Here is a 26,777-nt window from a genome sequence, read left to right as displayed (position 1 = left end):
ATGGAACCGCCCCTAGGGCGGCCGCCTCCCCCGCGACCAGGTTCGGCGTGGGAAATCACTCGACGAACAGCTCGCTGACCGATTCGTCGTTGTTTACCCGGCGCATGGTCTCGGCCAGCATCTCGGCGAGGGTCTGCGCACGGATCTTCTCCGAGGCCTCCGCGGCCTCCGAGAGGGGGATGCTGTCGGTCACCACCAGCTCGTCCAGCTCGGAGGCATTGATCCGGTCGATGGCCGGACCCGAGAGCACCGGGTGGGTAATATAGGCGACCACCTTGCCGGCCCCCTTCTCCTTGAGCACCCGTGCCGCCTCGCATAGGGTGCCCGCGGTGTCGACGATGTCGTCGACGATGATGCAGGTCTTGTCGCGCACATCGCCGATGATGTGCATGACCTTGGATTCATTGGCCCGCGGGCGGCGCTTGTCGATGATGGCCAGCTCTGCGTCGTCCAGGCGCTTGGCGATGGCACGAGCCCGCACCACGCCGCCGACATCCGGCGAGACAACGATCTTGTTGGGGTGGAGCTGGCGCCAGATGTCGCCGAGCAGCACCGGAGAGGCATAGACGTTGTCCACCGGCACGTTGAAGAACCCCTGGATCTGATCGGCGTGCAGGTCGACGGTAATCACCCGGTTGATACCCGCCGCGGAGATCATGTCCGCGACCAGCTTGGCACTGATGGCCACGCGCTCGGAGCGCGGCCGCCGATCCTGGCGGGCGTAGCCGTAGTACGGGATCACGGCGGTGATGCGCGCCGCCGACGAGCGGCGCAGCGCATCCGCGATCACCAGCAGCTCCATGAGGTTGTCGTTGGTCGGCGCGCAGGTGGGCTGGATGATGAACACGTCGCGACCGCGGACGTGCTCGTTGATCTCCACCTGCACCTCGCCATCGCTGAAGCGCGAGACGAGGGCATTGCCAAGACGGGTCTTGAGATGAGCGGCAACGGCATTGGCGAGTTGCGGATTGGCGTTGCCCGCAAACACCTTCATGCGTCCGTTTTCGATCACGACGGCCTACCTGTCGGTTGCAGCGGTGGGGCTGGATAATGGCTGGGGCGGCAGGATTCGAACCTGCGAATGCGGGGATCAAAACCCCGTGCCTTACCGCTTGGCGACGCCCCAGTGGTTTTGTGCGGTCACCGGCGGCACTCCTGTGCCTCCTGCAGCCGGCCGAGCAGTGGTGAGGTGTTGCGCGCCCGGGCCACGAACCCCCGCCATTGCCGCGGCAGCCGCGCCACCACCTCATCGGCACCGGCGCGTTCCGGGAAGGTCGCGAACACGCACCCGCCGGTTCCCGTCAACCGCGGCCGGGCAAAGCCCCCGAGCCAGTCCATGGCCTGTGCCACCGCAGGGTAGCGCTCGCGAACCACCGGCTCACAGTCATTGCCGAGTGACCCCGTGTCAAGGCGCGGTATTCTGATACGCGGGGTGTTGCGTGTCAATTTCTCAGCGCCGAAAACCGCGGCGGTACTGACATTCACGCCGGGGTCGACCACCACGACCCAGGGCTCGTCCGGGGCCACCGGCGTCACTCGCTCCCCCACCCCCGTCGCCCAGGCCGCATGGCCATGCACGAACACGGGCACATCCGCGCCCAGCGCAAGGCCGATGTCGGCGAGCGCCGCCACCCCCAGCCCCGTCCCCCAGAGGTGGTTCAACGCCACGAGGGTGGTGGCCGCGTCGGAGCTGCCGGCACCCAGACCACCGCCGGCGGGGAGGCGCTTAGCCACACGCACCGTGCACCCGGCCGGGCTGCCCGTGGCGCGCTGCAGCGCCCGCGCGGCACGTACCGCGAGGTCGTCCCCGGCGGCGAGGCCGGGGAGCCCGCCGCTGCGTTGGACCTCACCGGAGCGATCCACCTCGAAGTCGAGAAGGTCACAGCGATCCAGGAACTGGAACAGGGTCTCCAACTCATGGTAGCCGTCCGCCCGGCGACCGACGATATGGAGGAAGCGGTTGATCTTCGCCGGTGCCGGCCAGGCCGCGGAGCGGATGGTCGCGACGGGCATGCTCACTCCTCGCCGAGCCGCCACTGCCGCACGGCAAGGCGCAGTCCTACCCCCTCCCCCTCCACGGACAGCCGCCCCGGCAGGGAATGACCCTCCAGCCGGCGATAGTCGTCATAGATGATCGTCCAATCGCCCTGGTGGAGCCGCACGGGCCGGTCATTGGCATCCAAGGCGACCTCCCCGCCGAGGCCCGGCGCCGGCAGGGCCCGGACCCACCAACGCAGGTAGGCCACCGGGAGGTCGTAGCCGGTCTCGCGCCACAACAATACCCGCGCCGAATCCGCCTCGCTGCGCCGGCCATCGCCGGTGCGCAGGATCACCCGGCCATCCCAGCCCTGTAGCCGCACGCTCCCTGAACCGAGGGGACCATTCAGGGTCAGGCGGTAACGCTCGCCATCGCTGCGCCAGGAGACCGATACCGTGGCGGCCTCGTCACCGGCGCGCAGCGCCGCACGACCGCTCAAGCCCCAGGCCGCCGGGACATCCGGCGCCTCCCAGTCATCCACCCCCAGGATACTCTGCTCGCCGGCCGGCTCCGGTGGCGCGACGCCGCAGCCGGTCACCAATGCCGCCAGCAGGAACACCGCCAGGGCCCGCACGTCCCTCATGGGCGCAGCCGCTCTACCGTCTCGCGGAGGACCTCGTGGTCGGGGTTCACCGATAGCGCCTCGTCCCAGATGGCCCGCGCGCGATCCCGCTCCCCGAGCCGCCAGAGGACCTCGCCCAGGTGGGCCCCGATCTCGGGGTCGCGACCGAACCCCCAGGCCCGCTCCAGGTACTCCCGGGCCTCCTTCAGCCGCCCCTGGCGGTAGGCCACCCAGCCCATGCTGTCGATCACCGCTGGGTCATCCGGCGCCAGGCGGTAGGCTCGTTCGATCAGCGTCTGCGCGCGGTCGAGCTCCTCACCCCGGTCCGCAAGCGTATAACCAAGGGCGTTGAGCGCCGTGGCGTTGTCCGGTTCCTGCTCGATGATTCCTTCCAGGTCGCGCGTGGCCGCCTCCACCCGGTCCGCCTGGATTCGGGTCATTGCCCGCGCATACAGGAGATCGGTGTCGCCGGGAAACGCTTCCAGGGCCTCGTCGAGTACCGCCAGGCCTTCATCGACCCGCCCCCGGCGACGAAGCAGCTCCGCCTCCGTGGCGTAGGCCCGCACCCCGGCGTCGGGCTCCTCGGTACGTAGGGCGCCCAGCAGTCGGCGCGCCTCGACCAGGCGCCCGGAAAGCGCCATGGCGGAAGCCTCACCGAGGCGGGCATCGATGGCGTAGTCGCCGCCCACCTGCCGGAAGCGGCGGATCGCCTCGGCGTAATCCCCTTCGTCCACGGCCAGCCGACCGAGGTAGTAATTGGCGGCATGGGTACGCGTCCCGATGGCGAGCAGTCGCTTGAGCCACTGCCGCGCCTGGTCGTGGTGGCCCGACTGCAGGGCCAGGAGCGCCCCGGACAGGAGAATGCGCCCGTCGTCCGGCTGACGCTCAAGCAGGGCATTGAACTGCTCGAGTGCCTGTTGCGGCCGCCCCGCCGCAGCCAGGGCACGAGCGTACTCCCGGCGCAGCTCGTAGTCCCCCGGAGACGCGGCGACCATGGCGTCCAGGCGCTGCAGCGCCTGTTGCTCCCGGCCCAGGCGTCGCAACGACTCGACCTCCAGGAGCTCCGCGGCCCGCCACTGCCCGCGCAGGGCGAGCGCATCCCGGCTGGCACCGAGGGCGATCCCCGCCTCCCCGGTGCCGAGCGCCACCCGCGCGAGGGCGAGCTGGGCGTGAGGGTTATCCGGAAACCGGCCGGCGATGCGCTCCGCCACCAGGAGCGCCGCCGCCCCATCGCGCTCCTGCGCCAGCGCGGAGCCGATGCGGTCGAGGGCCTGATCCCGCTGCGCACCCCCCTCGGGCAGAAAGGCGAGGAATGCCTCCGCCGCCTCGCGTGGATTGCCCTCACGCAGGGCGCTCACCGCCGCGATCCGATAGGCCTCCCTCGCCACCGGATCCAAGGCCAGCCAGCGCTCGGCTGCGGTGCGAGCCAGGCCGAAGCGCTCAGCGTAGAGCGCGACCCGCGCGGCCCGCTCGGCCACCGCGGCGTCGCCGGAAAGCTCTATCGCCCGGGAATACGCCTCCGCCGCCTGGTCGAAGGCCCCGCGGCTGCCGGCGAACTCCCCCACCAGCAGCTCGAAAAGCAGGCGGTCGTGAGCGGACGCCTCCATCCCCGCGGCATCCGGCGCAAGCTCCTGCCGCGCGGGGGGCGTGCCGGTGTCGGGCCGGGTCGCGCAGCCGCCGGCCAGCAGCACGGCCGACAATACAGTCACGATGGTGATTCGCCCCATGCGCTCCTCGTTGGTTCCCTGGTGTGGGACGCGGTTCGTCCCCATATTACGGCCGACGGGGCAAGCCCTGCCACCACGGCGGTTTGTGTAGAGGCGGCAGTGCTCTACAATTCGGCTTTCGGCACGCCGCCCGGTAATGCATGCCCGTTGTCACCCTAGGCCTTAGTCACAAGAGCGCCCCCATCGAGGTCCGAGAGCGCGTGGTGTTCGAGCCCGACCACCTCGCTGAGGCGCTCCGCGCCCTCGCGGGTAATCCGGGCGTGGACGAGGCCGTATTGCTGTCGACCTGCAACCGCACCGAGCTGTACGCGGTGCTCGATGACGAATGCCCCGCGGAAGGCCTGCGCACGTGGCTCGAGAGCACACACCAACTCCGGGCGGGCTGGCTGGCACCGTATACCTACGCCCACCATGGCGAGGCGGCGGTCACCCACCTCATGGAGGTCGCCGCGGGGCTCGACTCGCTGGTGATCGGCGAACCCCAGATCCTCGGCCAAACCAAGCTCGCCTGGCAGACGGCGGCGGACGCCGGTGTGGTAGGGGCGACGCTGGACCGGCTGTTCACCCACGCCTTCTCCGTGGCCAAGCAGGTCCGCACCGAGACCGGTATCGGCAGCCACCCCGTGTCCGTGGCCTTCGCCGCGGTGACCCTGGCCCGGCAGATCTTCGGCGCACTGAAAGGCCACACCGCGCTCCTGATCGGGGCCGGCGAAACCATCGACTTGGCGGCCAGACACCTCCGCGAGCAGGGCATCGGCCATCTGATCATCGCCAACCGCAGCGTGGAGCGGGCCCGACAGCTCGCCGACGAGGTCCATGGTGAGGCCATCGGGCTGGCCGAGATCCCGCGGCGCCTCGGCGGTGCGGACATCATCGTGGCCTCCACCGGTGCCACCCTGCCGGTCCTCGGCAAGGGCAGCGTGGAGAGCGCCCTGCGCCACCGCCGCCATCGACCCATGTTCATGGTGGACATCGCGGTGCCGCGGGACATCGAGCCCGAGGTAGCCACCCTGCCGGACGTCTACCTCTACACCGTGGATGACCTCCACGAGGTCATCGAGGACAATATGCGCTCCCGGGAGGCAGCCGCCGAGCAGGCGCGCACCATCGTCGAGGTGCAGACTGAACGCTTCATGGCCTGGCTGCGCAGCCTGGATGCGGTGAGCGCCATCCGCAGCCTCCGACGCCGCGCCCATCAGGAGCGGGAGGCGGTGCTCAGCCGTGCCCGCCGGCGGCTACGCCGGGGCGACGACCCGGAGGCGGTTCTGGAATATCTGGCCCATACCCTGACCAATCGGCTCCTGCACCCACCGACGGTGGGGCTGCGGGAGGTCGCACGGGACGGCGATGGCGCGGCGCTCGCCGCCGGCCGCCGGGTACTGGGGCTGGGCGACGACGAGGGCGAGTCATCGTGAAGGAGAGTCTGCGACGCAAGCTCGAGCAGTTGGCCGAACGCCACCAGGAGATCGAGGCGCTACTGGCCGACCCCGAGGTGATCGGTAACCAGAAGCGCTTCGCCAGCCTGTCCCGGGAGTATGCCCAGCTCGAGCCCCTGGTGGCCACGCTAAACGCCTTCCGCGCCGCCGAGGCGGACCTGGCCTCGGCACAGGAGATGCGCCACGAGGCCGACCCAGAGCTGCGCGCCATGGCGGAGGAGGAAACCGAACGCCTCGGCGAGCGGCTCGCGGAGCTGGAGGGCGAGCTCGAGGTGCAGATGCTGCCCCGCGACCCCGATGACGACAAGGACGTGTTCCTGGAGATCCGCGCCGGCACCGGCGGCGATGAGGCGGCGCTGTTCGCCGGTGATCTGTTGCGCATGTATGCCCGCTACGCCGAGCGCCAGGGCTGGCGAATGGAGATCATCTCCGAGAGCCTCGGGGAGCACGGGGGTTACAAGGAGGTCATCACCCGCATCAACGGCGACGCGGTGTACTCGCGCCTGAAGTTCGAATCCGGCGCACACCGCGTCCAGCGCGTCCCCGAGACTGAGTCCCAAGGCCGGATCCATACCTCGGCATGCACTGTGGCCGTGATGCCGGAGGCCGACGAGATCGCCGAGATGGAAATCAACGCCTCGGACCTGAAGGTGGACACCTTCCGCGCCTCCGGTGCCGGCGGCCAGCACGTCAACAAGACCGACTCGGCGGTGCGCATGACCCACCTACCCACGGGCATTGTGGTGGAGTGCCAAGACGAGCGCTCCCAGCACAAGAACCGCGCCAAGGCGTTGTCACTGATTCAGGCCAAGCTCATGGCCAGCCAGCGCGAGGCCCAGGCGGCGGAGCAGATACAGACCCGCCGCCGGCTCGTCGGCAGCGGTGACCGCTCCGAGCGCATCCGCACCTACAACTTTCCCCAGGGCCGGGTCACCGACCACCGCATCAATCTCACGCTCTACAAGCTCGAGGAGGTGATGCAGGGGGACCTGGATCCGATCATCGGGCCATTGGTCCGCGAGCACCAAGCGGACCAGCTCGCCGCGATGGCCGAAGAATCACTCTGAGCGGATATCGCCGTGGAAGGGAATGGACCACTGTTGGACGCGGATGCACGCGGATTCGGCGAGCACCGCCACGCACCAGCCGCGTCCATCAGGGTTAATCTGCGGCTTTAGAACCACTTCGTGGCAGCGCGCCGCCTCAGGCGACGCGCTGCTTCTCGCGGATCTCCTCGAGGGTCTTGCAGTCTACGCAGAGCGTGGCGGTGGGGCGGGCCTCGAGCCGGCGCAAACCGATCTCCACGCCGCACTGCTCGCAGAAACCGTAGTCGTCCTTGCGGATGCGCTCCAGGGTCTGATCGATCTTGCGGATGAGCTTGCGCTCGCGGTCACGGGTGCGGAGCTCGAGGGCGAACTCCTCCTCCTGGGTGGCCCGGTCCGCCGGATCCGCATAGTTGTTGGCGTCGTCGCGCATATGGCTCATGGTGCGCTCGACCTCCTCCTGGAGCTGACGCTTCCAGGCAATGAGCAGCTTCTCGAAGTGCTCGAGCTGGGCGTCATTCATGTACTCCTCGCCCTCCGCCGGCTGATACGGCTCGATCCCGCGGACTGGCAGGGTATTGTGCTTCTGGGGCATTCGTCACTCCTCCATAGACGGGACGCCGGCCAAGCCATCGCCGACACCCCTATCGTCTGGGCAGCGGCCACACGGGCCGCGCCCTGTTCCGTTTGATCGCCGCGAGGGCGGGCGCTCAGAGGCGCTGTTTACCCCGCCGGTCAACCACTCGTCAAGGACGACAGACAGTCGATGGTCCCCGGCGGTTCCTTCAGGCCGCCCGCTGGCGCAACACGCCCGCGAGGCGCTGATGGGCGTCCCGGAGCACGGTCTCGGTGGTCGACCAGTCGATGCAGGGATCGGTGATGGAGACCCCGTACTCCAGCTCGGCGGGATCGCCGGCGAGCTTCTGGTTCCCCCAACCGATGTTGCTCTCGATCATCGCGCCCATGATGGTGCGATTGCCCTCCAGGATCTGATTGACGAGGTTGTCCACCACCAGGGGCTGCAGCCCGGGATCCTTGTTGGAGTTGGCGTGGCTGCAGTCCACCACCATCTGGGTACGCAGGCCGGCCTCGCGAAGATCCTTCTCGCACAGGGCGATGCTCACCGAGTCGTAGTTGGGCTGCTTGCCGCCGCGCAGGACCACGTGGCCGTAACGGTTGCCCCGGGTACGGATGATCGCCGACTGCCCCTCCTGGTTGATACCGAGGAAGCTGTGGGGGCTTGCTGCGGAACGCAGGGCATTGATCGCGACGTCCAGGCTGCCGTCGGTACCGTTCTTGAAGCCCACAGGGGTGGACAGGCCGCTGGCCATCTCCCGGTGGGTCTGGGACTCGGTGGTGCGCGCACCGATGGCCGTCCAGGTGATCAGGTCCCCGAGGTACTGCGGGGTGATGGGGTCCAGGGCCTCGGTAGCCGCCGGTAGCCCTATGTCAGCCAGGTGCAACAGCAGTTCCCGCGCCCGGAACAGGCCCTCCTCGATATGGAAGGAATCATCCATGTACGGGTCGTTGATCAGGCCCTTCCAGCCGACGGTGGTCCGGGGTTTCTCGAAATACACCCGCATGACCAGGAACAGGCTGTCGGAGAGCTCATCATGCAGCCGTTTCAACCGTTCCGCATAGTCCTTCGCGGCATCCACGTCGTGGATGGAGCAGGGGCCGACCACCACCAGGAGGCGGTGGTCCTCGCCGTCGATAATCTTCTCCACGGTCTCGCGGCCCTCGAGCACCGTGGCACGGGCCGCCTCGGTGAGCGGCAGCCGTTGTTTGGCCTCGATAGGGGTCGGCAGGATCTCCTGGGCGACCACGTTGAGGTTGTCGATATGCACTTCGGTCATTGCTGATCCCCGTGGCGGGTCCGTCGCTAGGCTGATTAAGGGATCATGATACGGTGCCCCCTTGCAAGTTTCCACGCGCCAGGAAATCAGCCGGTGCGCCGCAGCCCGCCGCGGGTACCGGCGACGTCCTCGCCGCTGATGACCAGCTCCCCGTCCGTGGCGGTATACATCGGCTCCAGCAGCACCCGCTCGAGGACGGACCTCAGCCCCCGCGCCCCGGTGCCGGCGGCCAGCGCCTCCTCGGCGACGAGCTGCAGGGCCTCGGAGGTGAACACCAGGCGGCAGCCGTCCATGGCGAACAGGGTCTGATACTGGCGGACCAAGGCATCGTGGGGCTCGGTGAGGATGCGGCGCAGACGCTTCGCATCCAGCGCGTCCAAGGGCACGGTCACCGCAAGCCGGCCCACCAGCTCCGGCAGCAGTCCATAAGCGACGAGGTCATCGGCAGCGGGCGCCTGGGGCACGGCCGCGGCGCCGTCGGGGGTGGCGGCGAAACCGATCCCGCCCGCATGACGCCGCCCCGCCATCACCCTCCCCAGTCCGGCAAAGGCCCCGCCGCAGATGAACAGCACCTCCCGGGTATCCAGCTCGGGGACCGGGGCACGGGGACTGCGGCGGGCCTGGGGGACGGGGATACGGCTGCCCTCGAGCAGGCGCAGCAGGGCCTGCTGGACACCCTCGCCGGAGACATCCCGGCCATGGCCTGGCCCCTCTCCCCGCGCGGCCAGCTTGTCCACCTCGTCGATGTAGACAATACCGCAGCCGGCACGGGATACATCACCGCCGGCCGCCTGCAGCAGGCGCTCGGCGACGATGTCGACGTCATCACCCACATAGCCGGCCTCGGTGAGCGCGGTGGCGTCTATGGAGACGAAAGGCACCTCCAGCGTGCGTGCCAACGTCTCGGCGAGCAGGGTCTTGCCGGTGCCGCTGGGGCCGAGAAGCAATACGTTGCTCTTGCCGATCTCCGCCTCTGCAGGCGAGCGCAGCCGTCGCAAGCGTTTGTAATGGTTGTAGACCGCTACCGAAAGGCAACGCTTGGCGTGCTGGTGGCCGATCACGTAACCATCCAGGAAATCATGGATCTCCCGGGGCTTGGGCAGCGCGGTGGGGGCGACCTCCGCCGCGCCCGCAGGGGTGTCTAGGATACGCGCGCACTCACCGAGACACACCGCACAGATGGACGCACCGCTCACCGCCACCAGCGCCGAAAGGGATGAGCCGGTACGCCCGCAGAATGAACACGTGCTCTCGGAGCATGCCCTGCCACCGATACGTCCGCGCTGTGCCATCTCGGCCATGACGCTACCTCCTCCCGCTATGGTGGTGCGCGGCAATCACCGCCCCTGCCCCCCTTTTATAGAACCCCTGAACGCAGACGCCAGGGTTGCGGGGCTGCTATCATCGGTTTCCGTACACCCGTGGAGCGAGCCATGGCCCTGGACCGAAAGCTACTGGACATCCTCTGTTGCCCGGTGACCAAGATCCCGGTGCGACCGCTGCGCCGCGATGAGCTCGCCCGGCTCAACGACGCCATCCGTGCCGGTGAGCTGCGGAGCATGGACGACAGCCCCCTCACCGAACCCCTGGATGAGGGCCTGGTGACCCGCAACGGCGAGCGCGTCTACCCGGTGGAGGACGGCATCCCGGTGATGCTTGAGGAGCGCGGCATCCCGGTGCGCCAGCTCGGCATCGGTGGCTGACGTCGCGACACTGCTCGAGGGCGGGCACCGGCGCCTGCGGGCCGGGCAGAGTCCCGGCCTGGATGCCGCGCTATTGCTGGGCCACGTGCTCGGCCGCTCCCGCACCTGGCTGCACGCCTGGCCGGAGCATCCCGTGGGGCCCTCGGAGCAGGCACGCTATGAGGCGCTGCTGGCGGCGCGGGAACGCGGCGAACCGGTAGCCCATCTCGTGGGCGAGCGCGAGTTCTGGAGCCTGCCCCTGCGGGTCACCCGGGACACCCTGATACCCCGGCCTGAGACCGAGACCCTGGTGGAGGCGGCCCTCGCGGTCGCGGAGCGGCCCCCGGAGGCGTTCGCGGACCTGGGCACCGGCACGGGGGCGGTCGCCCTGGCCCTGGCCCGGGAATGGCCGGATGCCCGGATCTTTGCCACGGAGCTCAGCGGCGCGGCTGCCATGGTGGCGCGGGAGAACGCGGATCGCCTCGGTATGGCCGCGAGGGTGGAGGTGCTGGAGGGGGATTGGCTGGAAGCCCTCCCGGCCGGGTATCTTCCCCTGATCGTCGCCAACCCACCCTATATCGGCACGGACGAGCCGGAGCCCGGGCAAGGGGACGCCGCCTTCGAGCCGCGCGCGGCACTGCTCGCCGGCGAGGACGGCCTGGCGGCGCTGCGCACCATCATCGCCGCGGCCCCGGCCCATCTCCTGCCGAAGGGCTGGCTGCTGCTCGAGCATGGCTGGCGCCAGGGGCCGGCGGTCCGCTCGCTCCTCGCCGCCGCCGGCTTCCGGGCAATTGAGACTTGGCGGGACCTGGCGGGCCACGAGCGCGTCAGCGGCGGCCGCCGTGACGCCTCCTCCGCGGAACCACGGTAGTACACTGGGACCATGGACGACGATCAGCTGCTGCGCTACAGCCGCCAGATCATGCTCCCCGGTCTGGACTACGAAGGCCAGCAACGCCTGCTCGAGGCGAGCGTCCTCATCGTAGGCCTCGGCGGTCTGGGATCCCCGGCGGCCCTGTACCTGGCGGCGGCCGGCGTGGGCCGCCTGGTGCTCGCCGACCACGACCGCGTGGAGCTGACCAACCTGCAGCGCCAGATCCTCTACACCAGCGATGACATCGGGCGGCCGAAGACGGAGGCGGCTGCGGAACGTCTGCGTGCCCTCAATCCCGACGTGGCGTTGGAGACGGTGACCACGCCGCTGGGCGACGACAACCTCCCCGCCCTGGTCGCCGGGGTGGACGCGGTGGCCGACGGCTGCGACAACTTCGCCACACGCTTCGCGGTCAACCGCGCCTGCGTGGCCCGGCGCCGACCGCTGATCTCCGCCGCGGTGATCCGCATGGAGGGCCAACTCGCCGTCTACCGCCCGGACCGTCCTGAAGCGCCCTGCTACCGATGCGTCTTCGCCGAGGCGGGGGGAGAGGCGGAAACCTGCAGCGAGACCGGCGTCCTCGGCCCCCTAACCGGCGTGCTCGGCAGTCTTCAGGCGGTGGAAACAGTCAAATGCCTCACCGGCCTGGGCGAGGGCCTGGATTCCCGGCTGCTCACCGTGGATGCCAGTACCATGCGCTTCCGGACCCTTCGCCTGCGCCGCGACCCGGACTGCCCGATCTGCGGCGGCACCTGATCCCCGGCATCAGTTTCCGGCGCCGGTGAGCTCCGCCTCCACCGCCGCGAGCAGCCGACGCCGCGCCTCGCCCATGGGCAGGCTCACCCCGAGGCTTCGCAGGTCGATCACCTCCAGGCCGGCATGACCGCAAGGGTTGATCCGGGAGAACGGCTCCAGGTCCATATCGATATTGAAAGACAATCCATGGTAGCTGCAGCCGCGCCGTACCCGTAGCCCCACCTGGGCGATCTTTGCGTCACGCACGTACACGCCGGGGGCGTCAGGGCGGAGATGGCCACTGATCCCGAGGTCGGCGAGCACGCGGACCACGGCGCCCTCCAGCACCGATACCATGCGCCGCACGCCGAGCCCCCGACGGCGCAGGTCCACCAACAGGTAGGCGACCAGTTGCCCGGGCCCGTGGTAGGTGACCTGCCCCCCGCGGTCCACGGCGACTACGGGGATATCCCCGGGGGCCAGGACATGCTCGGATCGCCCGGCGAGCCCCTGGGTGAACACCGGCGGGTGCTCGAGCAGCCAGACCTCGTCGCTGTCGGCGGGCCCGCGCCGGTCGGTGAATGCCTGCATGCGCCGCCAGGTCGGCTCGTAGGCCACCCGCCCGAGCTCCCGGACGATCAGGGCTGCGTCGTTAACGGCCGCCGCGCTCACAGCGTCATCAGGACATCGTCATGGTCGTGCAGGGCCCGGTAGATCGCATCCAGTTGCGCCCGGCTGGTAGCCCGCACGGTGACCGTCACGGAAATGAATCGGCCGTTTCGACTCTCCGCCACCCGGACCGCCTCGGCTCCGGCCACCTCCTCGGCGTGCTGGCCGATGAGCTCGCGGACGCTGGACTCGAGATCTACCCCGGCACGACCCATGGCCTTGACGGGGAAGTCGCACGGGAACTCGAAGGGGCTATCGCTCGACTCACTCATACGCCCTCCACCGCATTCCCGCCGGCGACAAAGGCGGCCTTCCGCCGGTCGAGGGCGGCCCGCAACCGTTGCCACAACGGCCCCGGCCGGCCCGCGCCCACCGGCCGGCCATCGACCCGTGCCACCGGCAACAGCTCGCGGGTGGAGCTGGTCAGCCACAGCTCTTCGGCGTCATCCAGGGCCTCCCGGGGCAGCGGCCGCTCGGCGACCGCCATGCCCTCGCCTCGGGCCAGCTCCAGGATCAGGCCCCGCGTGACCCCGGCGAGTAGCTCCGGGCCCAGCGGCGGGGTGGTGACCACCCCGTCGATGACCGCGAACACATTGCTGGCTGAGGCCTCGGTAACCCGTCCCTCGCGGAGCAGCAGCACCTCCGCGGCCCCTGCCTCTTCCGCCGCCTGGCGCAGCAGCACGTTGCCGAGCAGCGACGTCGACTTGATGTCGCAACGGCCCCAGCGGAAGTCATCACGCAGGACCACGTCCACACCCCCATCATCCCCCGGAGGCGGGGATAGCGGGGCAAGGTAAGCGAACACCCCGGGGCTCCCCCCTTCGGGGAAACGGTGATCCCGACGCGGGGCCGCACCCCGGGTCACCTGCAGGTACACCGCCGCGTCGGCATCGACCCCCTCGAGGAGGCCGTCGACGATGGCGCTGGCATCCAGGGCGCACGCCTCGATGCCGATCGCGGCGAGGCTGTCCGCCAGCCGGGCCAGGTGTCGGTCGAGCAGGAAGGGGCGGCCGGCATACACCGGGATCACCTCGTAGACACCGTCACCGAAGAGAAAACCCCGGTCCATGGGCGAGATACGGGCCGCCGAGAGCGGCAACCACTCGCCGTTGACGTAGGCCGGTGGATCGGTCACTGGAACCAAAGCAGGACCTCATCCATCAGGTTGCCCACCATGCCGCCCTCCCCCACGTCCTCGAGGGCTTCCAACGGCACATCGGCGACCGGCGAACCGTCCAGGGACACCGCGACTTCGCCGAAGGCGTCACCGCGGCGCACCGGCGCGACGATACGGCTATCCACGCTCATGCTCGCCTCCAACCGATCATACTGGCGCTTGGGAACGGTCACGTACAGGTCGTGGCGAATCCCCAGCGGCAAACGGTCGCTGTCGCCCTTCCACACCCGGACGTCGGTGAGCTCCGCTCCCCCTTCGTAGAGCCGATGGGTCTCATAGAAGCGGAACCCGTAATTGAGCAGGGACTGGCTCTGATTCAGGCGGGCATTGGCGTTCGCCGCACCCAGAACCACCGAGATCAACCGCATGCCCTCCCGCTCCGCCGAGCTCGCCAGGCAGTAGCCCGCCGCCTGGGTATAGCCGGTCTTCAGCCCGTCCACCGTGTCGTCACGCCAGAGCAGCTTGTTGCGGTTGCTCTGCTCGATGCCGTTCCAGGTGAAGTTGCGCTCGGAGTAGTACTCGTAGTACTCGGGGAACTCGCTGATCAGGGCACGGGCGAGCTTCGCGGTATCCTCGGCGCTGGAGTAGTGGTCCTCATGGGGCAAGCCGGTGGCATTGACGTAGTGGGTGTTTTCCATGCCCAGCGCGTCGGCGTACTGGTTCATAACCTGCGCGAAGGTATCCTCGCTGCCGGCCACGTGCTCCGCCATGGCGATGCTGGCGTCGTTACCGGATTGAATGATCATCCCCCGCAGCAGGTCCTCCAGGCGGATCCGGTCGCCCACCTCGATAAACATTCGCGAGCCCGGCGCCCGCCAGGCCCGCTCCGAGACCACCACCTCGTCGTCGGCGGAGATGTTCCCCGCCTCGAGCTCCTTGAACACGGTATAGGCCGTCATCAATTTGGTGATGCTGGCGGGGTCACGGCGCTGACCGGGATTGCGCTCGGCGAGCACGCGGCCACTGTGGTAGTCCATGAGGATGTAGCTTTCGGCGGCCACGCTCGGTGGATCGGGTACCGGGATGGGCTGCGTCTGGGCGCTCGCGGCGCCGCATGCCCACAGCAGCAGGGCGCCGGTGACTGCGATGAATGCCTTGGAGAATCTTGCCATCTTGGCTTCTTGCTCGTGTAGTGAAGAAGGAAACGCGGTGCTCAGGGCTCGCTGACCACATGCCCCGGCGGGTAGCCCATGGCGGTAAGCCGGCCCCCGAGCCGCTCCACCAGGGACGGGTCCGGCAGCGGGCCGACACGCACACGATACAGCGGCCTGCCCCGGTGCTCGGCCTCGAACAGGCGAACGGGGGCCCCCAGCTCGCCGTCGCGGAGGTCATTGAGGACCCGGCGGGCGTTGGCCCGCTCCCCGAAGGCCCCGACCTGGAGATACAGCTCGCCGTCCCCCGCCGCTGCGGTGTCAGCGGAGGGCGGAGCGTCGCCATCACCCCCCGCCGCGGGGCCCGCCACCGCAACGACCCGGAGCTCCACCGGCGCGGTACCCGCAGCGACCACACCCAGCTTGCTGGCCGCCGCGTAGGAGAGATCGATGATGCGGCCCTTCGCGAATGGCCCGCGATCATTGACCTTCACCACCGTCGTACGGCCGTTGTCCAGGTTGGTGACCTCTACCCAGCTCGGCAACGGCAGCCGCTTGTGGGCGGCGGTCATGGCATACATGTCGTACGGCTCGCCGCTGGAGGTCCGGCGCCCGTGGAACTTCCTACCATACCAGGAGGCCACTCCGCGCTGGGTGAACCCGTCGGCGCTTTGCAGCACATGGTAGCGCTGGCCGAAGACCTCGTAGCTCGGCGGATTGCCGTAACGGCTGCGAGGCTCCTTGCGAGGCACTGCATCCGGGAGGTTCCCGGCATCGGCGATGGCCTCGCCCGGTCCATCCGACTCCGGCGAGGAGGCGCAGCCGCCGAGGAGCAGCACCGGCGCCGCCAGGGCGGCGAGCAGCCGCGCCCCGCGCCTCATGCACCGGTCTCCTTGCGCCGCTCGGCGATGGCCGCGGCCAGCTGGTGCACCGCCATGGCGTAAAGCGCGCTGTGATTGTAGCGCGTGATGACGTAGAAATTCCTCAGGGTAACCCAATGCTCATCCCCCTCCGCCCCCTCCAGGACGGTGAGCCGGGCGGCGGCGTCCGCGGGCAGCGGGGTCTTCGGGCGGACGCCGGCGGCGGTGAGCTCGCCCACCGTGGTGTTCGGCCGCAGCCCGTCGGCATCCAGCGAGCGCCATTCCTCGCCTACGACCTCCGCGGGCACGGCCACCGACGCGCCGGTTTTCCAGCCATGCTCTTGGAAGTAGTTCGCGACACTGCCGAGGACGTCGGGCAACTCGCCCCACAGGTCGCGGCGACCGTTGTCATTGAAGTCCACTGCATACGCCCGATAACTGCTGGCGATGAACTGCGGCATTCCCATGGCGCCGGCGTAGGAGCCCTTGGGCTCCAGCGGATCGATCCCCTCATCGCGGGCCAGGAGAAGGAACTCCGCGAGCTCGCGGCGGAAGAACTCGCTCCGCGGCGGATAGTCGAAGGCCAGGGTGCGCAGGGCATCGAGGACGCGGTAGCGACCGGTATACTCGCCGTAGCGCGTCTCCACCCCGATGATGGCGACCAGGAGATCCGCCGGCACGCCGTAGCCGGCGCTCACTTCCCGGATCAGCGCCTCGTGCTCGTCCCAGAAGGCCGCCCCGGCGCGGATCCGATCCTCGGTGAGGAAGATCTCCCGGTAGCGGTGCCATGGCAGGGCCTCGGCGGGGCGTTCCATGGCATCGATGATCCCCTGCTGGCGGCTGCTGCGCTCGAGCAGGGCGAGCACCTGGTCATATTCGAGCTCGTGCTCCGCGGCCATTTCCCGGGCGAACCGGTCCATAGCGTCCTCCGCCGCCGCATCCGCCGTGGTGGCACAACCGGCGCCGGCGAGGGCGGCCGTCAGCAGGCCCGCCAGTGCCAGGCCGGTGGGGACGATACGCTGGGGTGATCTCATCCGCTCTCCTCCAAGGCGCCCTGCCGCTCACGATGAGGACCACATGCGGCGGTGCGTGTGAATGGACATGAGAATACCGAACCCCGCCATGAGGGTCACCAAGGATGTGCCGCCAAAGCTCACCAGCGGTAGGGGCAGCCCCACCACGGGCAGCAACCCCGACACCATCCCCATGTTGACGAAGCCGTACACGAAGAAAGTCAGCGTCATGCTGCCGGCGAGCAGCCGGGAGAAGTTGTCCTGGGCCTGACCGGCGATCCAGAGACCGCGACCGACCACCGCAAGGTACAGCGCCAGCAGCACGCAGACGCCGAAGAAACCGAATTCCTCGGCGAGCACTGCGAACACGAAATCCGTGTGCCTTTCCGGGAGGAATTCCAGGTGGGACTGGGTCCCCGCCATCCAGCCCTTGCCATAGAATCCGCCCGAGCCGATGGCGATCTTGGACTGGATGATGTGATAGCCGGCACCGAGCGGGTCACGTTCGGGATCCAGAAAGGTGAGCACCCGCTGGCGCTGGTAGTCATGCATGCCATACAGCCACAGTATCGGCGCCGCGCCCCCCACCAAAAGGCCGCCGCCGAGGACATAACGCCACCCCAGGCCGCCAAGGAAGAGGGCGAATATACCGGCAGCCCCGACCACCACCGCGGTGCCGAGGTCCGGCTGGGCCGCAATCAGACCCACGGGCACCAGGATAACCGCGAGCACAAGGGCCACCGCACGGAGCCGCGGTGGCGGCCCCTCGCGGGCGAGGAGCCAGGCCACCATCATGGGCAGTGCCAGTTTCAACAGCTCGGAGGGCTGAACCATCATCACCCCGAGGTCCAGCCAACGCTGCGCGCCACCCGCGGTGGAGCCGAAGGCCGCCACCAGCAGCAGGCTGACGACGCCTGCGGCATACACCGAGGGGCTCAACCGCCGCAGCTGCCCGGGCGGCACCTGCGCCAACACCAGCAGCACCACGAACGCCGCGCCGAGACGCCAGAGCTGGCGTTGCCACTGGGCCCCGTCGCCGTCAAAGGCACTGTAGAGCACCACCAGGCCGCCACCGGCAAGCAGTGCCAGCAACACCAAGAGGGGAACGTCAAGGTGGAGGTAACGCTGGACCGGACCACGCTCGCCGCCACCGATTACGTCAGCCACCCTTATAGCCCTCCGCCGTCTCCCGCAGGCGCAACAACCAGGCGTCCATCACCGCCCGCGCCAGCGGCGCGGCGGTGCCGCTGCCGCTACCACCGTTCTCCACGATCACGGCAACGGCGATCTCCGGATCTTCCGCCGGCGCAAAGGCGATGAAAAGGGCGTGGTCGCGCAGGCGCTTCTCCAGCTCCTCGGCGTTGTATTCCTCGTCCTGACCAATGCCGAAGACCTGGCTGGTGCCGGTCTTGCCGGCGAACCGGTAGGGCGCGTCCTCGCCCACGGCCCGGGCGGTACCCCGGCGCCCGTGCACGACGGCCTCCATGGAGCCGACCACGTCCCCCCAGTACCCCGAATCGGACAGCCGGATCGGTTCCACCGGCTCACCCCCCCCGGCTACCGGTGCCCTTTCACCGTCGTGGGAACGGGTGCCGGCCAGCAACCGAGGGGGTACGGTCCGCCCCCGACTGGCCAGGGTGGCAGTGGCATGGGCCAGCTGCAGCGGTGTGGCCAGCATATAGCCCTGCCCGATGCCGGCGATGATGGTCTCGCCGTGATACCACGGCTCGCCGCGCGTCTCCCGTTTCCAGTCCTTTGAGGGAACCAGCCCGCCCCGCTCGCCCGGGAGATCCACACCCGTAGGGCTACCGAAACCGAAGCGGCCGAGGAACTCATGCATCGCCTCGATCCCCATCTCGTAGGCGAGGTCATAGAAATACGTGTCGCAGGACTCGGCAATGGCGTCATGGAGATCCACATGGCCGTGCCCGCCCGCCTTCCAGCACCGCCACCGATGATCGACCCCGGGCAGGCTGTAATAGCCGGGGTCGTAGACCGTCTCTTCCGCCGCCTTGGTGCCGGTCTCCAGGCCCGCCAGCCCCAGGAAGGGCTTGAGCGTCGAGCCCGGCGGATACTGTCCGCGCAGGGCACGATTGAACAACGGCCGGTCCAGATCGGACTGCAGGGCCCGGTACTCGTCGATACCGATGCCGTTGACGAAGAGGTTGGGATCAAAGGTCGGCGTGCTCGCCAGGGCGAGCACCTCCCCGGAGCCCGGATCGATGGCCACGATCGCACCGCGCTCGTCCGCGAGGATGCCCTCGGCAACCTTCTGCAATCGCACATCCAGGGATAGGTAAAGATCCTCCCCCGGCGCCGGGGATTGCCGCTCCAGCGTCCGCAGGGTCCGCCCCATGGCGTTGGTCTCCACCCGCTCCACGCCCACCTTCCCGTGCAGTCGCGACTCGTAGTAACGCTCCACGCCGGTCTTACCGATATGGCTGGTGGCCGAGTACTCCGCCGGCGAGACGGTGGCGAGTTCCTCGCGGTTGATCCGGCCGACATACCCCACCGCATGCGCTGCAGTACCGCCCAGGGGATAGCGCCGCGCGAGTTGCGCCTTTACCTCCATCCCCCGCAGGCGGTGCCGGTTGACCGCGAGCCGGGCCACCTCCTCCTCGGTGAGGCCGAATTTCAGCGGGATCTCCTGGAAGCCCCGTCGCTGGCGGCGCAGCTGGTGGAAACGCTCGAGGTCGGTGGCCCGCAGCTCGACGATGCGGCCGAGCCTGCCAAGCAGCCCTTCCATGTCGGGGACCTGCTCCGGTGTCACCACCAATCGGTAGGTGGGCACATTCTCCGCCAGCAACACACCGTTGCGGTCATAGATCAGGCCCCGGGTCGGCGGGATCCCGACCACCCGGACACGGTTCTCCTGGGACAGCGTCGCATAATGCTGGTAGCCCTCCACCTGCAGCCACCAGAGGCGGGCGGCGATCGCGGCAAGCGCTACGGCCGCCAGGACACCGACGATGAGCAGCCGCGAGCGCACCAAGCGTCGCTCCGCCACCGGGTCACGGAGTTGCTGGCTCAACCCGCCCTCCCGGCCGGCACCCGCTCAACGCACATCGAAACGTCGGCGCATCTCGCGCAGCCCAAGGAAGATCAGGGGCCAGACCGCCATGGCGGTGAGCGCCGGCGACCAGTGCCACCACCCCGGCGTGGGGCCGCCGGTGAGCCCCTCCACCCAGAACAGCAGCATCCGCACCAGCAGGGTCAGCAGCAGGACGGTCATCGCCTGTTGCCATAGGGGGAAGATCCGCAGGCGCCGGTGCAGCTTCATGGTCAGCCAGGCCACCAGCGCGAAGGCCAGGGCATGGGCGCCCAGCGGCAGGCCCTGGACCACATCCAGCAACAACCCGCCCGCCCAGGCCATACCGACACCGATGCGCTCGGGCAGGGCCAGCACCCAATAGATGGTCACCAGCAGCAGCCACGGGGGGCGCCAGGCCTCCAGCAATGCCGGCAGGGGGGCGACGGTGAGGACCAAGGCGAGCAGCGCGCTCGCCAGGATCACCCAGCCGCCGCTATGGGGTGCCTTGCTCATCGCCATGCTCTCAGCTTCAACGGCTCGGGCTCAGGAGCCTGGCCCCCGGCCGGGGCGCCCGGCTTCACCCCTTGCAAAATGGGGCGCCTCCTCGTCACGGCGGACCAGCAACACCTCCTGGATACGGTCCAGCGCCGCCTCGGGATCCACCGACACGCGCGCGAACGGCTCGCCGGGATCGGTATCCACTTCGGCCACTTTCCCCACCGGATACCCCGCCGGGAACCGGCCACCAAGGCCCGAGGTGAGCAGCAGGTCGCCGGCACGCACATCGGAGTTATTGGGCAGATTGATCAGCTTCAAGGCGTTGAGATCGCCGGTACCCACGGCCACGGCGCGCACGCCGTTGCGATTGACCTGTACCGGGATCGCATGGCTCGGGTCGGATACCAGGCGGACGGTCGCCGAGAATGGTCCTACCGCGTTGACCTGGCCCACGACCCCCTCGGCGTCGAGCACCGGCTGACCGGCGAAGAGCCCATCAGTGGCGCCCTTGTCGATGCGAACGAGATGGGTATGGGGATCGAAGTCCACCCGCATGAGCTCGGCGATGAGCACCGATTCGCCCACCTCGTAGGAGGCATCGAGGAGCTTACGCAGGCGGATGTTCTCCACTTCCAGGGCGTCGAGCTTTTGCAAACGGGCCCGGTTGAGCAGGAGCTTGTCGCGCAGGCGATCGATCTCGGCGAGCAGGTCGCGGCGGTCGCGGACCTCGCGAGCGAACAGGCGCTGGACCATGGAGGGAAGCTCAGCGGTCAGGTGCACCGGGTAGATCAGCGCCGACAAAGTATAGCGCACCGGCTGCAGCACGCCCTCCCGATGATCCAGGGTCATCAACCCCACCGACACCAGTACCAGCAGCACCAGTCGGGCGGTAATCGACGGACCTCGTGCGAACAGCGGTTTGATGGCTTCCCCCGCGATCAGATCGTTGCCTGACAGGATAACGCCAAATCCGGCGCCGTGGGTGAACTGTCTGGCAATCGAGGCCTTCGCCGCGGCTCACGGCGCCAGCCGGCCGAGCCGTCGCGGCAGCCACGCCGTCGCTACTCGGCGACAAACAGCTCCGTGCCGCGCTCGTCCATCAGCTCCAGGGCCCGCCCGCCGCCACGGGCGACACAGGTCAGCGGTTCGTCCGCGATGACCACGGGGAGCCCCGTCTCCTCCATGAGCAGTCGGTCGATATTGCGCAGCAGCGCCCCGCCACCGGTGATCACGATCCCGCGCTCGGCCACGTCGGCGCCGAGCTCCGGCGGCGTCTGCTCCAGGGCGGTCTTCACCGCACCCACGATCCCCGACAGCGGCTCCTGCAGCGCCTCCAGGATCTCGTTGGAATTCAGCGTGAAGCTCCGCGGCACCCCCTGCGCCAGATTGCGCCCCTTGACCTCCAGCTCATGGACCTCGGTGCCCGGGAAGGCGGTACCGATCTCGTGCTTGATCCGCTCGGCGGTGGCCTCACCGATGAGGATGCCGTAATTGCGGCGCACATAGTTGATGATGGCCTCGTCGAAGCGGTCGCCGCCGATGCGCACGGAGGCGGCATACACGATGCCGTTCAGCGAGAGCACGGCCACCTCCGAGGTGCCACCGCCGATGTCCAATACCATGGAACCGCGGGCCTCATCGACGGGCATGCTCGCGCCGATGGCCGCCGCCATGGGCTCCTCGAGCAGGAAGACGTCGCGGGCACCGGCACCGGCGGCGGACTCCTTGATGGCCCGCCGCTCCACCTGGGTGGAGCCGCAGGGCACGCACACCAGCACCCGGGGGCTCGGCTTGAAGAACCGTGCCTCGTGCACCTTCTTGATGAAGTTCTGGAGCATCTTCTCGGTGACGGTGAAATCCGCGATCACCCCGTCCTTCAGCGGCCGCACCGCACGGATGTTGCCCGGGGTGCGCCCGAGCATGAGCTTGGCCTCGTGACCCACGGCGGCGATGTGCTTGGGACCACCATCACGGTCCTGACGGATGGCCACCACCGACGGCTCGTTGAGGACGATGCCCTGGCCCCGGGAGTAGATCAGCGTATTGGCGGTGCCCAGATCGATGGAAAGATCGTTGGAGAAGAGTCCACGAATACCCTTGAACATCCCGAGAATCCAGCCGAGCGACAAAGCGCGTAATCTAGCAACCTGCCCGGATCCGGGCAACAAAGGCCGCCGAACGGGCCGGTGAGGCGCGGGACAAAGCGCTTGCCGGCACGCCGGCGGCCCTGTAATGATGCGACGCAGTGCCCAAGCTGCAGGCGGATATGCGCACGGATGGGTCAGCCGCTCAGCCATTATCGGAATATCCTCAGCATCATCGGCGGCATCGTCCGGGTTCGCGTGCCCACCGCCCGCGACGGGAGAACACCGCCGGCGCGCCTGCGGGATCTCGCAAGCCTCCACAAGGCCAACGGCGACACCGTGCTCGCCCAGGTCATCCGCATCGACGCCGAGGTGGTCTCGCTGCAGGTCTTCGGCGGGACCGACGGCCTGACCACCGAGGCCTCCGTCCGCTTCCTCGGCCACCCGATGGCGGTCACCTGCTCTCGAAACGTCCTGGGACGCGTGTTCGGCAGCACCGGGGAACCCATCGACCGCGGCCCGGAGCTCGCCGAGGACCGGCGCGTGCCCATCGGCGGGCCGTCGGTAAACCCCATGCGGCGGATGATGCCGAACCGGATGATCCGCACCGATGTGCCCATGATCGACGTCTTTAACTCCCTGGTGGAGAGCCAGAAGATCCCGATCTTCTCGGTCGCCGGCGAGCCCTATAACGCCCTACTGGCTCGCATCGCGATCCAGGCAGATGCCGATGTGGTGGTCTTCGGCGGCATGGGGCTGATCTTCGACGACTACCATTACTTCCGCCAACGCTTCCTCGACGCCGGCGTGTTCGCGCACACCGTGATGTTCGTCAACCTCGCCTCCGACTCCGTGGTCGAACGGTTGCTGGTGCCGGACATGTGCCTCGCGGTGGCGGAGCGCTTCGCCGTCGAGGAGGGCCGACGAGTGCTGGTGCTGCTCACCGACATGACCGCCTTCGCCGACGCCACCAAGGAGGTAGGCATCAGCATGGAGCGGGTGCCCTCCAATCGCGGGCACATGGGTGACCTCTACTCCCAACTCGCCCGGCGCTACGAGAAGGCCTGCGACTTCCGCGGGGCCGGCTCGGTGACCGTGCTCAGCGTCACCACCATGCCCGGCGACGACGTCACCCACCCGGTACCCGACAATACCGGCTACATCACCGAGGGCCAGTTCTACCTCCGCGGCGGGCGCATCGACCCCTTCGGCTCGCTGTCGCGGCTCAAGCAGCACGTACTCGAGCACACCCGCGAGGATCACGGCCAGCTAATGAACACGATGATCCGGCTCTACGCCGGGGCCCGGGACGCCGAGCAAAAGCGGGCCATGGCGTTCGACCTCTCCGCGTTCGACGAGAAGCTCCTCCGCTTCGGCGGTCTCTTCGAGGAGCGCTTCATGGACGTGGACGTCTCCCTGCCCCTGGAACAGGCCCTGGACCGCGGCTGGCAGACGCTGGCGGAGTGCTTCGAGCCCGGGGAGCTGGTGATGAAGCAGGATCTCATCGACAAGTATTTTCCCCACAGCGGCGACGATGAGCCGGCGGGGGAGCCATGACGCCGCGCACCCCGGGGAGCTCGCTCAACAAGTCGGCACTGCATCGCGAGCAGGGCCGGCTGCGGCGCTTCCGGCGCATCCTGCCATCCCTGGACCTCAAGCGCCGGCAGCTCATCGCCGAACGCAGCCGCGAGCGGACGGCGTTGGCCGACACCGAGAAGGACATGGAGGAGCTGACCCGGCAGGTGCGACGGGAGTTGCCCATGGCAGGGGATGACAGCCTGTCCCTAGAAGGTCTGGTCCAAGTGAGCACGGTAGAGCTCGGCGAGCGCAACCTCCTGGGGGTGCGCCTGCCCACCCTGGAGGCGGTGCATACGCAGACCGCGGAGTACGGGACGCTCGCCACGCCCCACTGGCTGGACTCCTACGCCGAGCGTCTGCGGGAGGCGCTGGAGCTGTCGGTGCAACGGCAGGTCCGCCGCGAGCGCCTGCACCGCATCGCCGTCGCCGTGGACCGGGTCACCCAGCGGGTGAACCTCTTCGAGAAGGTCCTCATCCCCCGGGCGCGGGAGAACATCCGCCGTATCCGTATCCATCTGGCCGACGGTGAGCGCGCCGCCGTGGTCCGTGCCAAGATCGCCAAACGCAAGCGCCAGGGGGTCGCGGAGGGATGACCATCGTCACGCTGCGCAGGGTTACCCTGTTCGGCACCGAGGGCGACCGGGACACAGTGCTCGCGGGCCTCCAGGAGCTCGGCGTGATGCACCTGGTGCCGTTGCGGCACCCGCGGACGGATACCGCGGCCGCGGCCACCATGCCCGCGGACACCCACCGGGCGCTGAAGTACCTCCTCGACTGCCCCGTCAAGCGCCACCAGGTCCCGGAAGACCCGGATTTCGACCTGGCCTCAGTAGTGGAGCGAACCCTGGAGAATCGGCGCCGGAGCCGGGAGCTCGAGGATACCGCGGACTTCCTGCGCCGGCGCATCGACGACCTGGCGCCCTGGGGCGACTTCCGCTTCCCGCCCCTGGAGGCGCTGGCCGACCATCGGCTGTGGTTCTACGAAATACCCCACTACAAGCGCCATCAGCTCGCGGGCGTGGGGCTACCGTGGCAGGAGGTCCACCGGGACAACCGCAACAGCTACGTCGTCGTGATCGCCCGCGAGGAGCCCCCCGCAGACGCCCTCCCCGTGCCCCGCACCCACACCGGCAGTGTCCCCCGCTCGCGACTGCGAGAGCGCCTGCAACACCTCACCGTAACCCTGGACGAGCTGGCCGCCGAGCGGGAGGGGCTTACCCGCTGGATCCATCTCATCCACCGCCACCTCGCCCGCGCGGAGGACGAGGCCAGCCTGGAGCAGGCGCGCGAGATGAGCCTGGCCGAAGACGCGGTGTTCGCCGTTCAGGGCTGGGCGCCAGCGACGCAGATCGAACGCCTCCGGTCCTTCGCCGCGCGGCGCGGTCTGGCCCTGCTGGAGGAGCAGGCAGACGAAGACACCAAGCCACCTACTCTCCTCGACAACGACGAGACCACCGCGGGCGGCGAGGAGGTGGTGCGCTTCTACCAGGTCCCGGGCTACCGCAGTTGGGACCCCTCCCGGATCATCTTCTTCTCCTTTGCGGCCTTTGCGGCCTTCTTCGCCATGATCCTCGCCGACGCCGGCTACGCGGCGGTGCTCGCCGGCATCCTGTTCACCACCTCGCCCCGCCTCTCCCGAAGCCGGCGGGGCCGACGGATACGCAATCTCGGCTGGGCGCTGGCCGGGGCCGCGGGCCTCTACGGTGTGATCGCGGGCAGCTATTTCGGCTGGACCCCCGGGCCCGGGCACCCGCTGGCACTGGTGCGCCTGCTCGATGTCCACGACTTCGAGCAAATGATGCGACTCTCCGTGGCCATCGGCCTGACCCACCTCGTCCTCGCCAACGCCATCGTCGCCTGGCACCGGCGAGGCCACACGGCGGCGCTGGCACCGCTGGGGTGGATCGTGGCGCTGCTCGCGGGCACCGCGCTGTACTATGAGGTCCCCGGCGCGGGGGCGGCACTGGCGACCGGGCTCGCAGCCGTGGCGGCGTTCACGGACACGCGATCGGTGCACGGCCCCATGGACCTGCTGCGCCGCGCCGCGGGCGGGTTCATCGGCCTTGCCGGGATCACCAGGGCCTTCGGTGACGCCCTGAGCTACCTGCGGCTGTTCGCCCTGGGGCTGGCCAGCGCGTCGCTCGCGGTGACCTTCAACCAGCTCGCCGCGGACGCGGCGGCCGCCTTTCCCGGCCTGGGGGTACTCCTGCACATACTGATCCTGGTGGCGGGGCACGCCCTGAACCTGGTACTCGCGGTGGTCAGCGGGGTGGTACACGGGCTGCGCCTGAACCTGATCGAGTTCTATAACTGGGGGGTATCGGAAGAGGGATATCCCTTCCGCCCCTTCGCCACAACGGAGGAGAGCGAGCTGTGGAACAACTGATCCTCGCCCTGGGCTGGGCCGGTCTGTATGGCCCCATGGCCCTGGGCGCCATCGGCAGCGTCATCGGCTGCGCCATCGCGGGGCAGGCGGCCATCGGCGCGCTGCTGGAGACGGAATCGGGCCACGGCCGTTTCATCGGGCTCTCGGCCATGCCCTCGTCCCAGACCATTTACGGCATCGTGGTGATGTTCTCACTGCAGCGGCCGGTGACCGAGGCCACCGCGCCAGGGCTGTTCGCGGTGGGGATCCTCGCCGGTCTGGCGCTGCTATTCAGCGCCATCCACCAGGGCAGCTGCTGCGCCTCGGCCATCAACAGCGCCAAGAGCAAGCCGGAGATCTTCGGGCTATCCGTCGCGCCGGCGGCCATCGTGGAGGGCTTCGGGGTCTTCGCCTTCATCTTCGCACTGGTCATCGGCGGCGACATCGCCGCCGGCTGA

At 68.9% G+C, this 26,777-nt stretch carries 27 protein-coding genes and 1 tRNA gene; 9 read left to right on the top strand and 19 right to left on the bottom strand.

Annotation, left to right across the window (positions count from 1 at the left end; genetic code table 11):
- Positions 1-55: 55 nt before the first annotated feature.
- From ACQ754_RS06685 to ACQ754_RS06665, 5 genes are all read right to left on the bottom strand, one after another.
- Entirely contained in the window at positions 56-994 is a 939-nt protein-coding gene (locus tag ACQ754_RS06685) for a ribose-phosphate diphosphokinase (RefSeq protein WP_440996299.1), read from the bottom strand.
- A gap of 57 nt (positions 995-1,051) precedes the next feature.
- Positions 1,052-1,126 (bottom strand) — tRNA-Gln (locus ACQ754_RS06680).
- A gap of 14 nt (positions 1,127-1,140) precedes the next feature.
- Positions 1,141-2,013: a 4-(cytidine 5'-diphospho)-2-C-methyl-D-erythritol kinase gene (gene ispE, locus ACQ754_RS06675; protein WP_440996224.1), complete on the bottom strand. Its 873-nt coding sequence runs from the start codon at positions 2,011-2,013 to the stop codon at positions 1,141-1,143.
- A 2-nt stretch (positions 2,014-2,015) separates the two neighbouring features.
- Complete coding sequence (gene lolB / locus ACQ754_RS06670) at positions 2,016-2,621, bottom strand: lipoprotein insertase outer membrane protein LolB (RefSeq protein ID WP_440996223.1); 606 nt, start codon at positions 2,619-2,621, stop codon at positions 2,016-2,018.
- On the bottom strand, positions 2,618-4,327 hold the full coding sequence (locus ACQ754_RS06665; RefSeq protein ID WP_440996222.1) for a tetratricopeptide repeat protein: 1,710 nt from the start codon (positions 4,325-4,327) through the stop codon (positions 2,618-2,620). Before ACQ754_RS06665 ends, lolB begins: the two co-directional genes overlap by 4 nt.
- 140 nt (positions 4,328-4,467) lie before the next feature.
- On the opposite strand from ACQ754_RS06665, the gene hemA reads away from it, so the two are divergent.
- Together hemA and prfA are read left to right on the top strand one after the other, a co-directional pair.
- The gene (gene hemA, locus ACQ754_RS06660; RefSeq protein WP_440996221.1) at positions 4,468-5,742 is read left to right on the top strand and encodes a glutamyl-tRNA reductase; all 1,275 of its coding nucleotides are present in this window, start codon (positions 4,468-4,470) and stop codon (positions 5,740-5,742) included.
- Positions 5,739-6,830 (top strand): peptide chain release factor 1, encoded by a 1,092-nt coding sequence (prfA, locus tag ACQ754_RS06655; protein WP_440996220.1) that lies wholly within the window; start codon positions 5,739-5,741, stop codon positions 6,828-6,830. Before hemA ends, prfA begins: the two co-directional genes overlap by 4 nt.
- Positions 6,831-6,966: 136 nt before the next feature.
- On the opposite strand, the gene dksA is transcribed toward prfA, so the two are convergent.
- The 3 genes from dksA to clpX form a co-directional block, all read right to left on the bottom strand.
- On the bottom strand, positions 6,967-7,401 hold the full coding sequence (gene dksA, locus ACQ754_RS06650; RefSeq protein WP_440996219.1) for an RNA polymerase-binding protein DksA: 435 nt from the start codon (positions 7,399-7,401) through the stop codon (positions 6,967-6,969).
- Between the two features lie 190 nt (positions 7,402-7,591).
- The gene (locus ACQ754_RS06645; RefSeq protein WP_440996218.1) at positions 7,592-8,662 is read right to left on the bottom strand and encodes a 3-deoxy-7-phosphoheptulonate synthase; all 1,071 of its coding nucleotides are present in this window, start codon (positions 8,660-8,662) and stop codon (positions 7,592-7,594) included.
- 86 nt (positions 8,663-8,748) lie between these two features.
- A complete protein-coding gene (gene clpX / locus ACQ754_RS06640; RefSeq protein ID WP_440996217.1) occupies positions 8,749-9,963 on the bottom strand; it encodes an ATP-dependent Clp protease ATP-binding subunit ClpX in 1,215 nt (404 codons plus the stop codon).
- 132 nt (positions 9,964-10,095) lie between these two features.
- Between clpX and ACQ754_RS06635 the strand changes: the two genes are divergently transcribed.
- From ACQ754_RS06635 to ACQ754_RS06625, 3 genes are read left to right on the top strand one after another with little or no spacing between them, the layout of a single operon-like run.
- Positions 10,096-10,365, top strand: a complete 270-nt coding sequence (locus tag ACQ754_RS06635) for a Trm112 family protein (protein ID WP_440996216.1) — start codon at positions 10,096-10,098, stop codon at positions 10,363-10,365.
- A complete protein-coding gene (gene prmC / locus ACQ754_RS06630; protein ID WP_440996215.1) occupies positions 10,358-11,215 on the top strand; it encodes a peptide chain release factor N(5)-glutamine methyltransferase in 858 nt (285 codons plus the stop codon). The genes ACQ754_RS06635 and prmC overlap by 8 nt, the downstream gene beginning before the upstream one ends.
- Before the next feature lie 12 nt (positions 11,216-11,227).
- Entirely contained in the window at positions 11,228-11,974 is a 747-nt protein-coding gene (locus ACQ754_RS06625; RefSeq protein WP_440996214.1) for a HesA/MoeB/ThiF family protein, read from the top strand.
- A 9-nt stretch (positions 11,975-11,983) separates the two neighbouring features.
- On the opposite strand, the gene lipB is transcribed toward ACQ754_RS06625, so the two are convergent.
- From lipB to ACQ754_RS06570, 11 genes are all read right to left on the bottom strand, one after another.
- Positions 11,984-12,625, bottom strand: a complete 642-nt coding sequence (gene lipB / locus ACQ754_RS06620; RefSeq protein ID WP_440996213.1) for a lipoyl(octanoyl) transferase LipB — start codon at positions 12,623-12,625, stop codon at positions 11,984-11,986.
- Positions 12,622-12,894 carry a YbeD family protein gene (locus ACQ754_RS06615; protein WP_440996212.1) on the bottom strand — a complete coding sequence of 91 codons (273 nt, stop codon included), beginning with the start codon at positions 12,892-12,894 and terminating at the stop codon, positions 12,622-12,624. The genes lipB and ACQ754_RS06615 overlap by 4 nt, the downstream gene beginning before the upstream one ends.
- A complete protein-coding gene (locus ACQ754_RS06610; protein WP_440996298.1) occupies positions 12,891-13,691 on the bottom strand; it encodes an aminotransferase class IV in 801 nt (266 codons plus the stop codon). Before ACQ754_RS06610 ends, ACQ754_RS06615 begins: the two co-directional genes overlap by 4 nt.
- 62 nt (positions 13,692-13,753) lie before the next feature.
- Positions 13,754-14,911 carry a D-alanyl-D-alanine carboxypeptidase family protein gene (locus ACQ754_RS06605; protein WP_440996211.1) on the bottom strand — a complete coding sequence of 386 codons (1,158 nt, stop codon included), beginning with the start codon at positions 14,909-14,911 and terminating at the stop codon, positions 13,754-13,756.
- Positions 14,912-14,952: 41 nt separating this feature from the next.
- The gene (locus ACQ754_RS06600; RefSeq protein ID WP_440996210.1) at positions 14,953-15,771 is read right to left on the bottom strand and encodes a septal ring lytic transglycosylase RlpA family protein; all 819 of its coding nucleotides are present in this window, start codon (positions 15,769-15,771) and stop codon (positions 14,953-14,955) included.
- Positions 15,768-16,784 carry a lytic murein transglycosylase B gene (gene mltB, locus ACQ754_RS06595; protein WP_440996209.1) on the bottom strand — a complete coding sequence of 339 codons (1,017 nt, stop codon included), beginning with the start codon at positions 16,782-16,784 and terminating at the stop codon, positions 15,768-15,770. The genes ACQ754_RS06600 and mltB overlap by 4 nt, the downstream gene beginning before the upstream one ends.
- A 27-nt stretch (positions 16,785-16,811) precedes the next feature.
- Entirely contained in the window at positions 16,812-17,930 is a 1,119-nt protein-coding gene (gene rodA, locus ACQ754_RS06590; RefSeq protein ID WP_440996208.1) for a rod shape-determining protein RodA, read from the bottom strand.
- Positions 17,923-19,794 carry a penicillin-binding protein 2 gene (gene mrdA / locus ACQ754_RS06585; RefSeq protein ID WP_440996207.1) on the bottom strand — a complete coding sequence of 624 codons (1,872 nt, stop codon included), beginning with the start codon at positions 19,792-19,794 and terminating at the stop codon, positions 17,923-17,925. Before mrdA ends, rodA begins: the two co-directional genes overlap by 8 nt.
- A gap of 24 nt (positions 19,795-19,818) precedes the next feature.
- Positions 19,819-20,307 (bottom strand): rod shape-determining protein MreD, encoded by a 489-nt coding sequence (gene mreD / locus ACQ754_RS06580; protein ID WP_440996206.1) that lies wholly within the window; start codon positions 20,305-20,307, stop codon positions 19,819-19,821.
- Positions 20,308-20,337: 30 nt separating this feature from the next.
- Positions 20,338-21,207: a rod shape-determining protein MreC gene (gene mreC, locus ACQ754_RS06575; protein WP_440996297.1), complete on the bottom strand. Its 870-nt coding sequence runs from the start codon at positions 21,205-21,207 to the stop codon at positions 20,338-20,340.
- Positions 21,208-21,353: 146 nt separating this feature from the next.
- Positions 21,354-22,397 (bottom strand): rod shape-determining protein, encoded by a 1,044-nt coding sequence (locus tag ACQ754_RS06570; protein WP_440996205.1) that lies wholly within the window; start codon positions 22,395-22,397, stop codon positions 21,354-21,356.
- A gap of 171 nt (positions 22,398-22,568) precedes the next feature.
- On the opposite strand from ACQ754_RS06570, the gene ACQ754_RS06565 reads away from it, so the two are divergent.
- From ACQ754_RS06565 to ACQ754_RS06550, 4 genes are read left to right on the top strand one after another with little or no spacing between them, the layout of a single operon-like run.
- Positions 22,569-23,933, top strand: coding sequence for a V-type ATP synthase subunit B (locus ACQ754_RS06565; protein ID WP_440996204.1), 1,365 nt, complete (start codon positions 22,569-22,571; stop codon positions 23,931-23,933).
- The gene (locus ACQ754_RS06560; protein ID WP_440996203.1) at positions 23,930-24,547 is read left to right on the top strand and encodes a V-type ATP synthase subunit D; all 618 of its coding nucleotides are present in this window, start codon (positions 23,930-23,932) and stop codon (positions 24,545-24,547) included. Before ACQ754_RS06565 ends, ACQ754_RS06560 begins: the two co-directional genes overlap by 4 nt.
- Positions 24,544-26,340, top strand: coding sequence for a V-type ATP synthase subunit I (locus ACQ754_RS06555; RefSeq protein ID WP_440996202.1), 1,797 nt, complete (start codon positions 24,544-24,546; stop codon positions 26,338-26,340). The genes ACQ754_RS06560 and ACQ754_RS06555 overlap by 4 nt, the downstream gene beginning before the upstream one ends.
- Complete coding sequence (locus tag ACQ754_RS06550; RefSeq protein ID WP_440996201.1) at positions 26,328-26,777, top strand: ATP synthase subunit C; 450 nt, start codon at positions 26,328-26,330, stop codon at positions 26,775-26,777. The genes ACQ754_RS06555 and ACQ754_RS06550 overlap by 13 nt, the downstream gene beginning before the upstream one ends.

This window comes from Arhodomonas sp. SL1, assembly GCF_052060015.1.
Classification (GTDB): domain Bacteria; phylum Pseudomonadota; class Gammaproteobacteria; order Nitrococcales; family Nitrococcaceae; genus Arhodomonas.
Note: the sequence above shows the minus strand (reverse complement) of the source record. Positions and strands in the feature narration are given on the sequence as shown.

Excerpts from the sequence above, each read along its gene's own strand:
- ACQ754_RS06600 (WP_440996210.1), bottom strand. The coding sequence starts at position 15,771 with ATGAGGCGCGGGGCGCGGCTGCTCGCCGCCCTGGCGGCGCCGGTGCTG.
- ACQ754_RS06570 (WP_440996205.1), bottom strand. The coding sequence starts at position 22,397 with ATGTTCAAGGGTATTCGTGGACTCTTCTCCAACGATCTTTCCATCGAT.
- ACQ754_RS06685 (WP_440996299.1), bottom strand. The coding sequence starts at position 994 with ATGAAGGTGTTTGCGGGCAACGCCAATCCGCAACTCGCCAATGCCGTT.
- ACQ754_RS06665 (WP_440996222.1), bottom strand. The coding sequence starts at position 4,327 with ATGGGGCGAATCACCATCGTGACTGTATTGTCGGCCGTGCTGCTGGCC.
- mreD (WP_440996206.1), bottom strand. The coding sequence starts at position 20,307 with ATGAGCAAGGCACCCCATAGCGGCGGCTGGGTGATCCTGGCGAGCGCG.
- clpX (WP_440996217.1), bottom strand. The coding sequence starts at position 9,963 with ATGGCCGAGATGGCACAGCGCGGACGTATCGGTGGCAGGGCATGCTCC.
- lolB (WP_440996223.1), bottom strand. The coding sequence starts at position 2,621 with ATGAGGGACGTGCGGGCCCTGGCGGTGTTCCTGCTGGCGGCATTGGTG.
- ACQ754_RS06565 (WP_440996204.1), top strand. The coding sequence starts at position 22,569 with ATGGGTCAGCCGCTCAGCCATTATCGGAATATCCTCAGCATCATCGGC.
- ACQ754_RS06635 (WP_440996216.1), top strand. The coding sequence starts at position 10,096 with ATGGCCCTGGACCGAAAGCTACTGGACATCCTCTGTTGCCCGGTGACC.
- ACQ754_RS06645 (WP_440996218.1), bottom strand. The coding sequence starts at position 8,662 with ATGACCGAAGTGCATATCGACAACCTCAACGTGGTCGCCCAGGAGATC.
- hemA (WP_440996221.1), top strand. The coding sequence starts at position 4,468 with ATGCCCGTTGTCACCCTAGGCCTTAGTCACAAGAGCGCCCCCATCGAG.
- mltB (WP_440996209.1), bottom strand. The coding sequence starts at position 16,784 with ATGAGATCACCCCAGCGTATCGTCCCCACCGGCCTGGCACTGGCGGGC.
- ispE (WP_440996224.1), bottom strand. The coding sequence starts at position 2,013 with ATGCCCGTCGCGACCATCCGCTCCGCGGCCTGGCCGGCACCGGCGAAG.
- ACQ754_RS06610 (WP_440996298.1), bottom strand. The coding sequence starts at position 13,691 with ATGGACCGGGGTTTTCTCTTCGGTGACGGTGTCTACGAGGTGATCCCG.
- ACQ754_RS06625 (WP_440996214.1), top strand. The coding sequence starts at position 11,228 with ATGGACGACGATCAGCTGCTGCGCTACAGCCGCCAGATCATGCTCCCC.
- ACQ754_RS06555 (WP_440996202.1), top strand. The coding sequence starts at position 24,544 with ATGACCATCGTCACGCTGCGCAGGGTTACCCTGTTCGGCACCGAGGGC.
- dksA (WP_440996219.1), bottom strand. The coding sequence starts at position 7,401 with ATGCCCCAGAAGCACAATACCCTGCCAGTCCGCGGGATCGAGCCGTAT.
- ACQ754_RS06615 (WP_440996212.1), bottom strand. The coding sequence starts at position 12,894 with ATGAGTGAGTCGAGCGATAGCCCCTTCGAGTTCCCGTGCGACTTCCCC.
- ACQ754_RS06605 (WP_440996211.1), bottom strand. The coding sequence starts at position 14,911 with ATGGCAAGATTCTCCAAGGCATTCATCGCAGTCACCGGCGCCCTGCTG.
- ACQ754_RS06560 (WP_440996203.1), top strand. The coding sequence starts at position 23,930 with ATGACGCCGCGCACCCCGGGGAGCTCGCTCAACAAGTCGGCACTGCAT.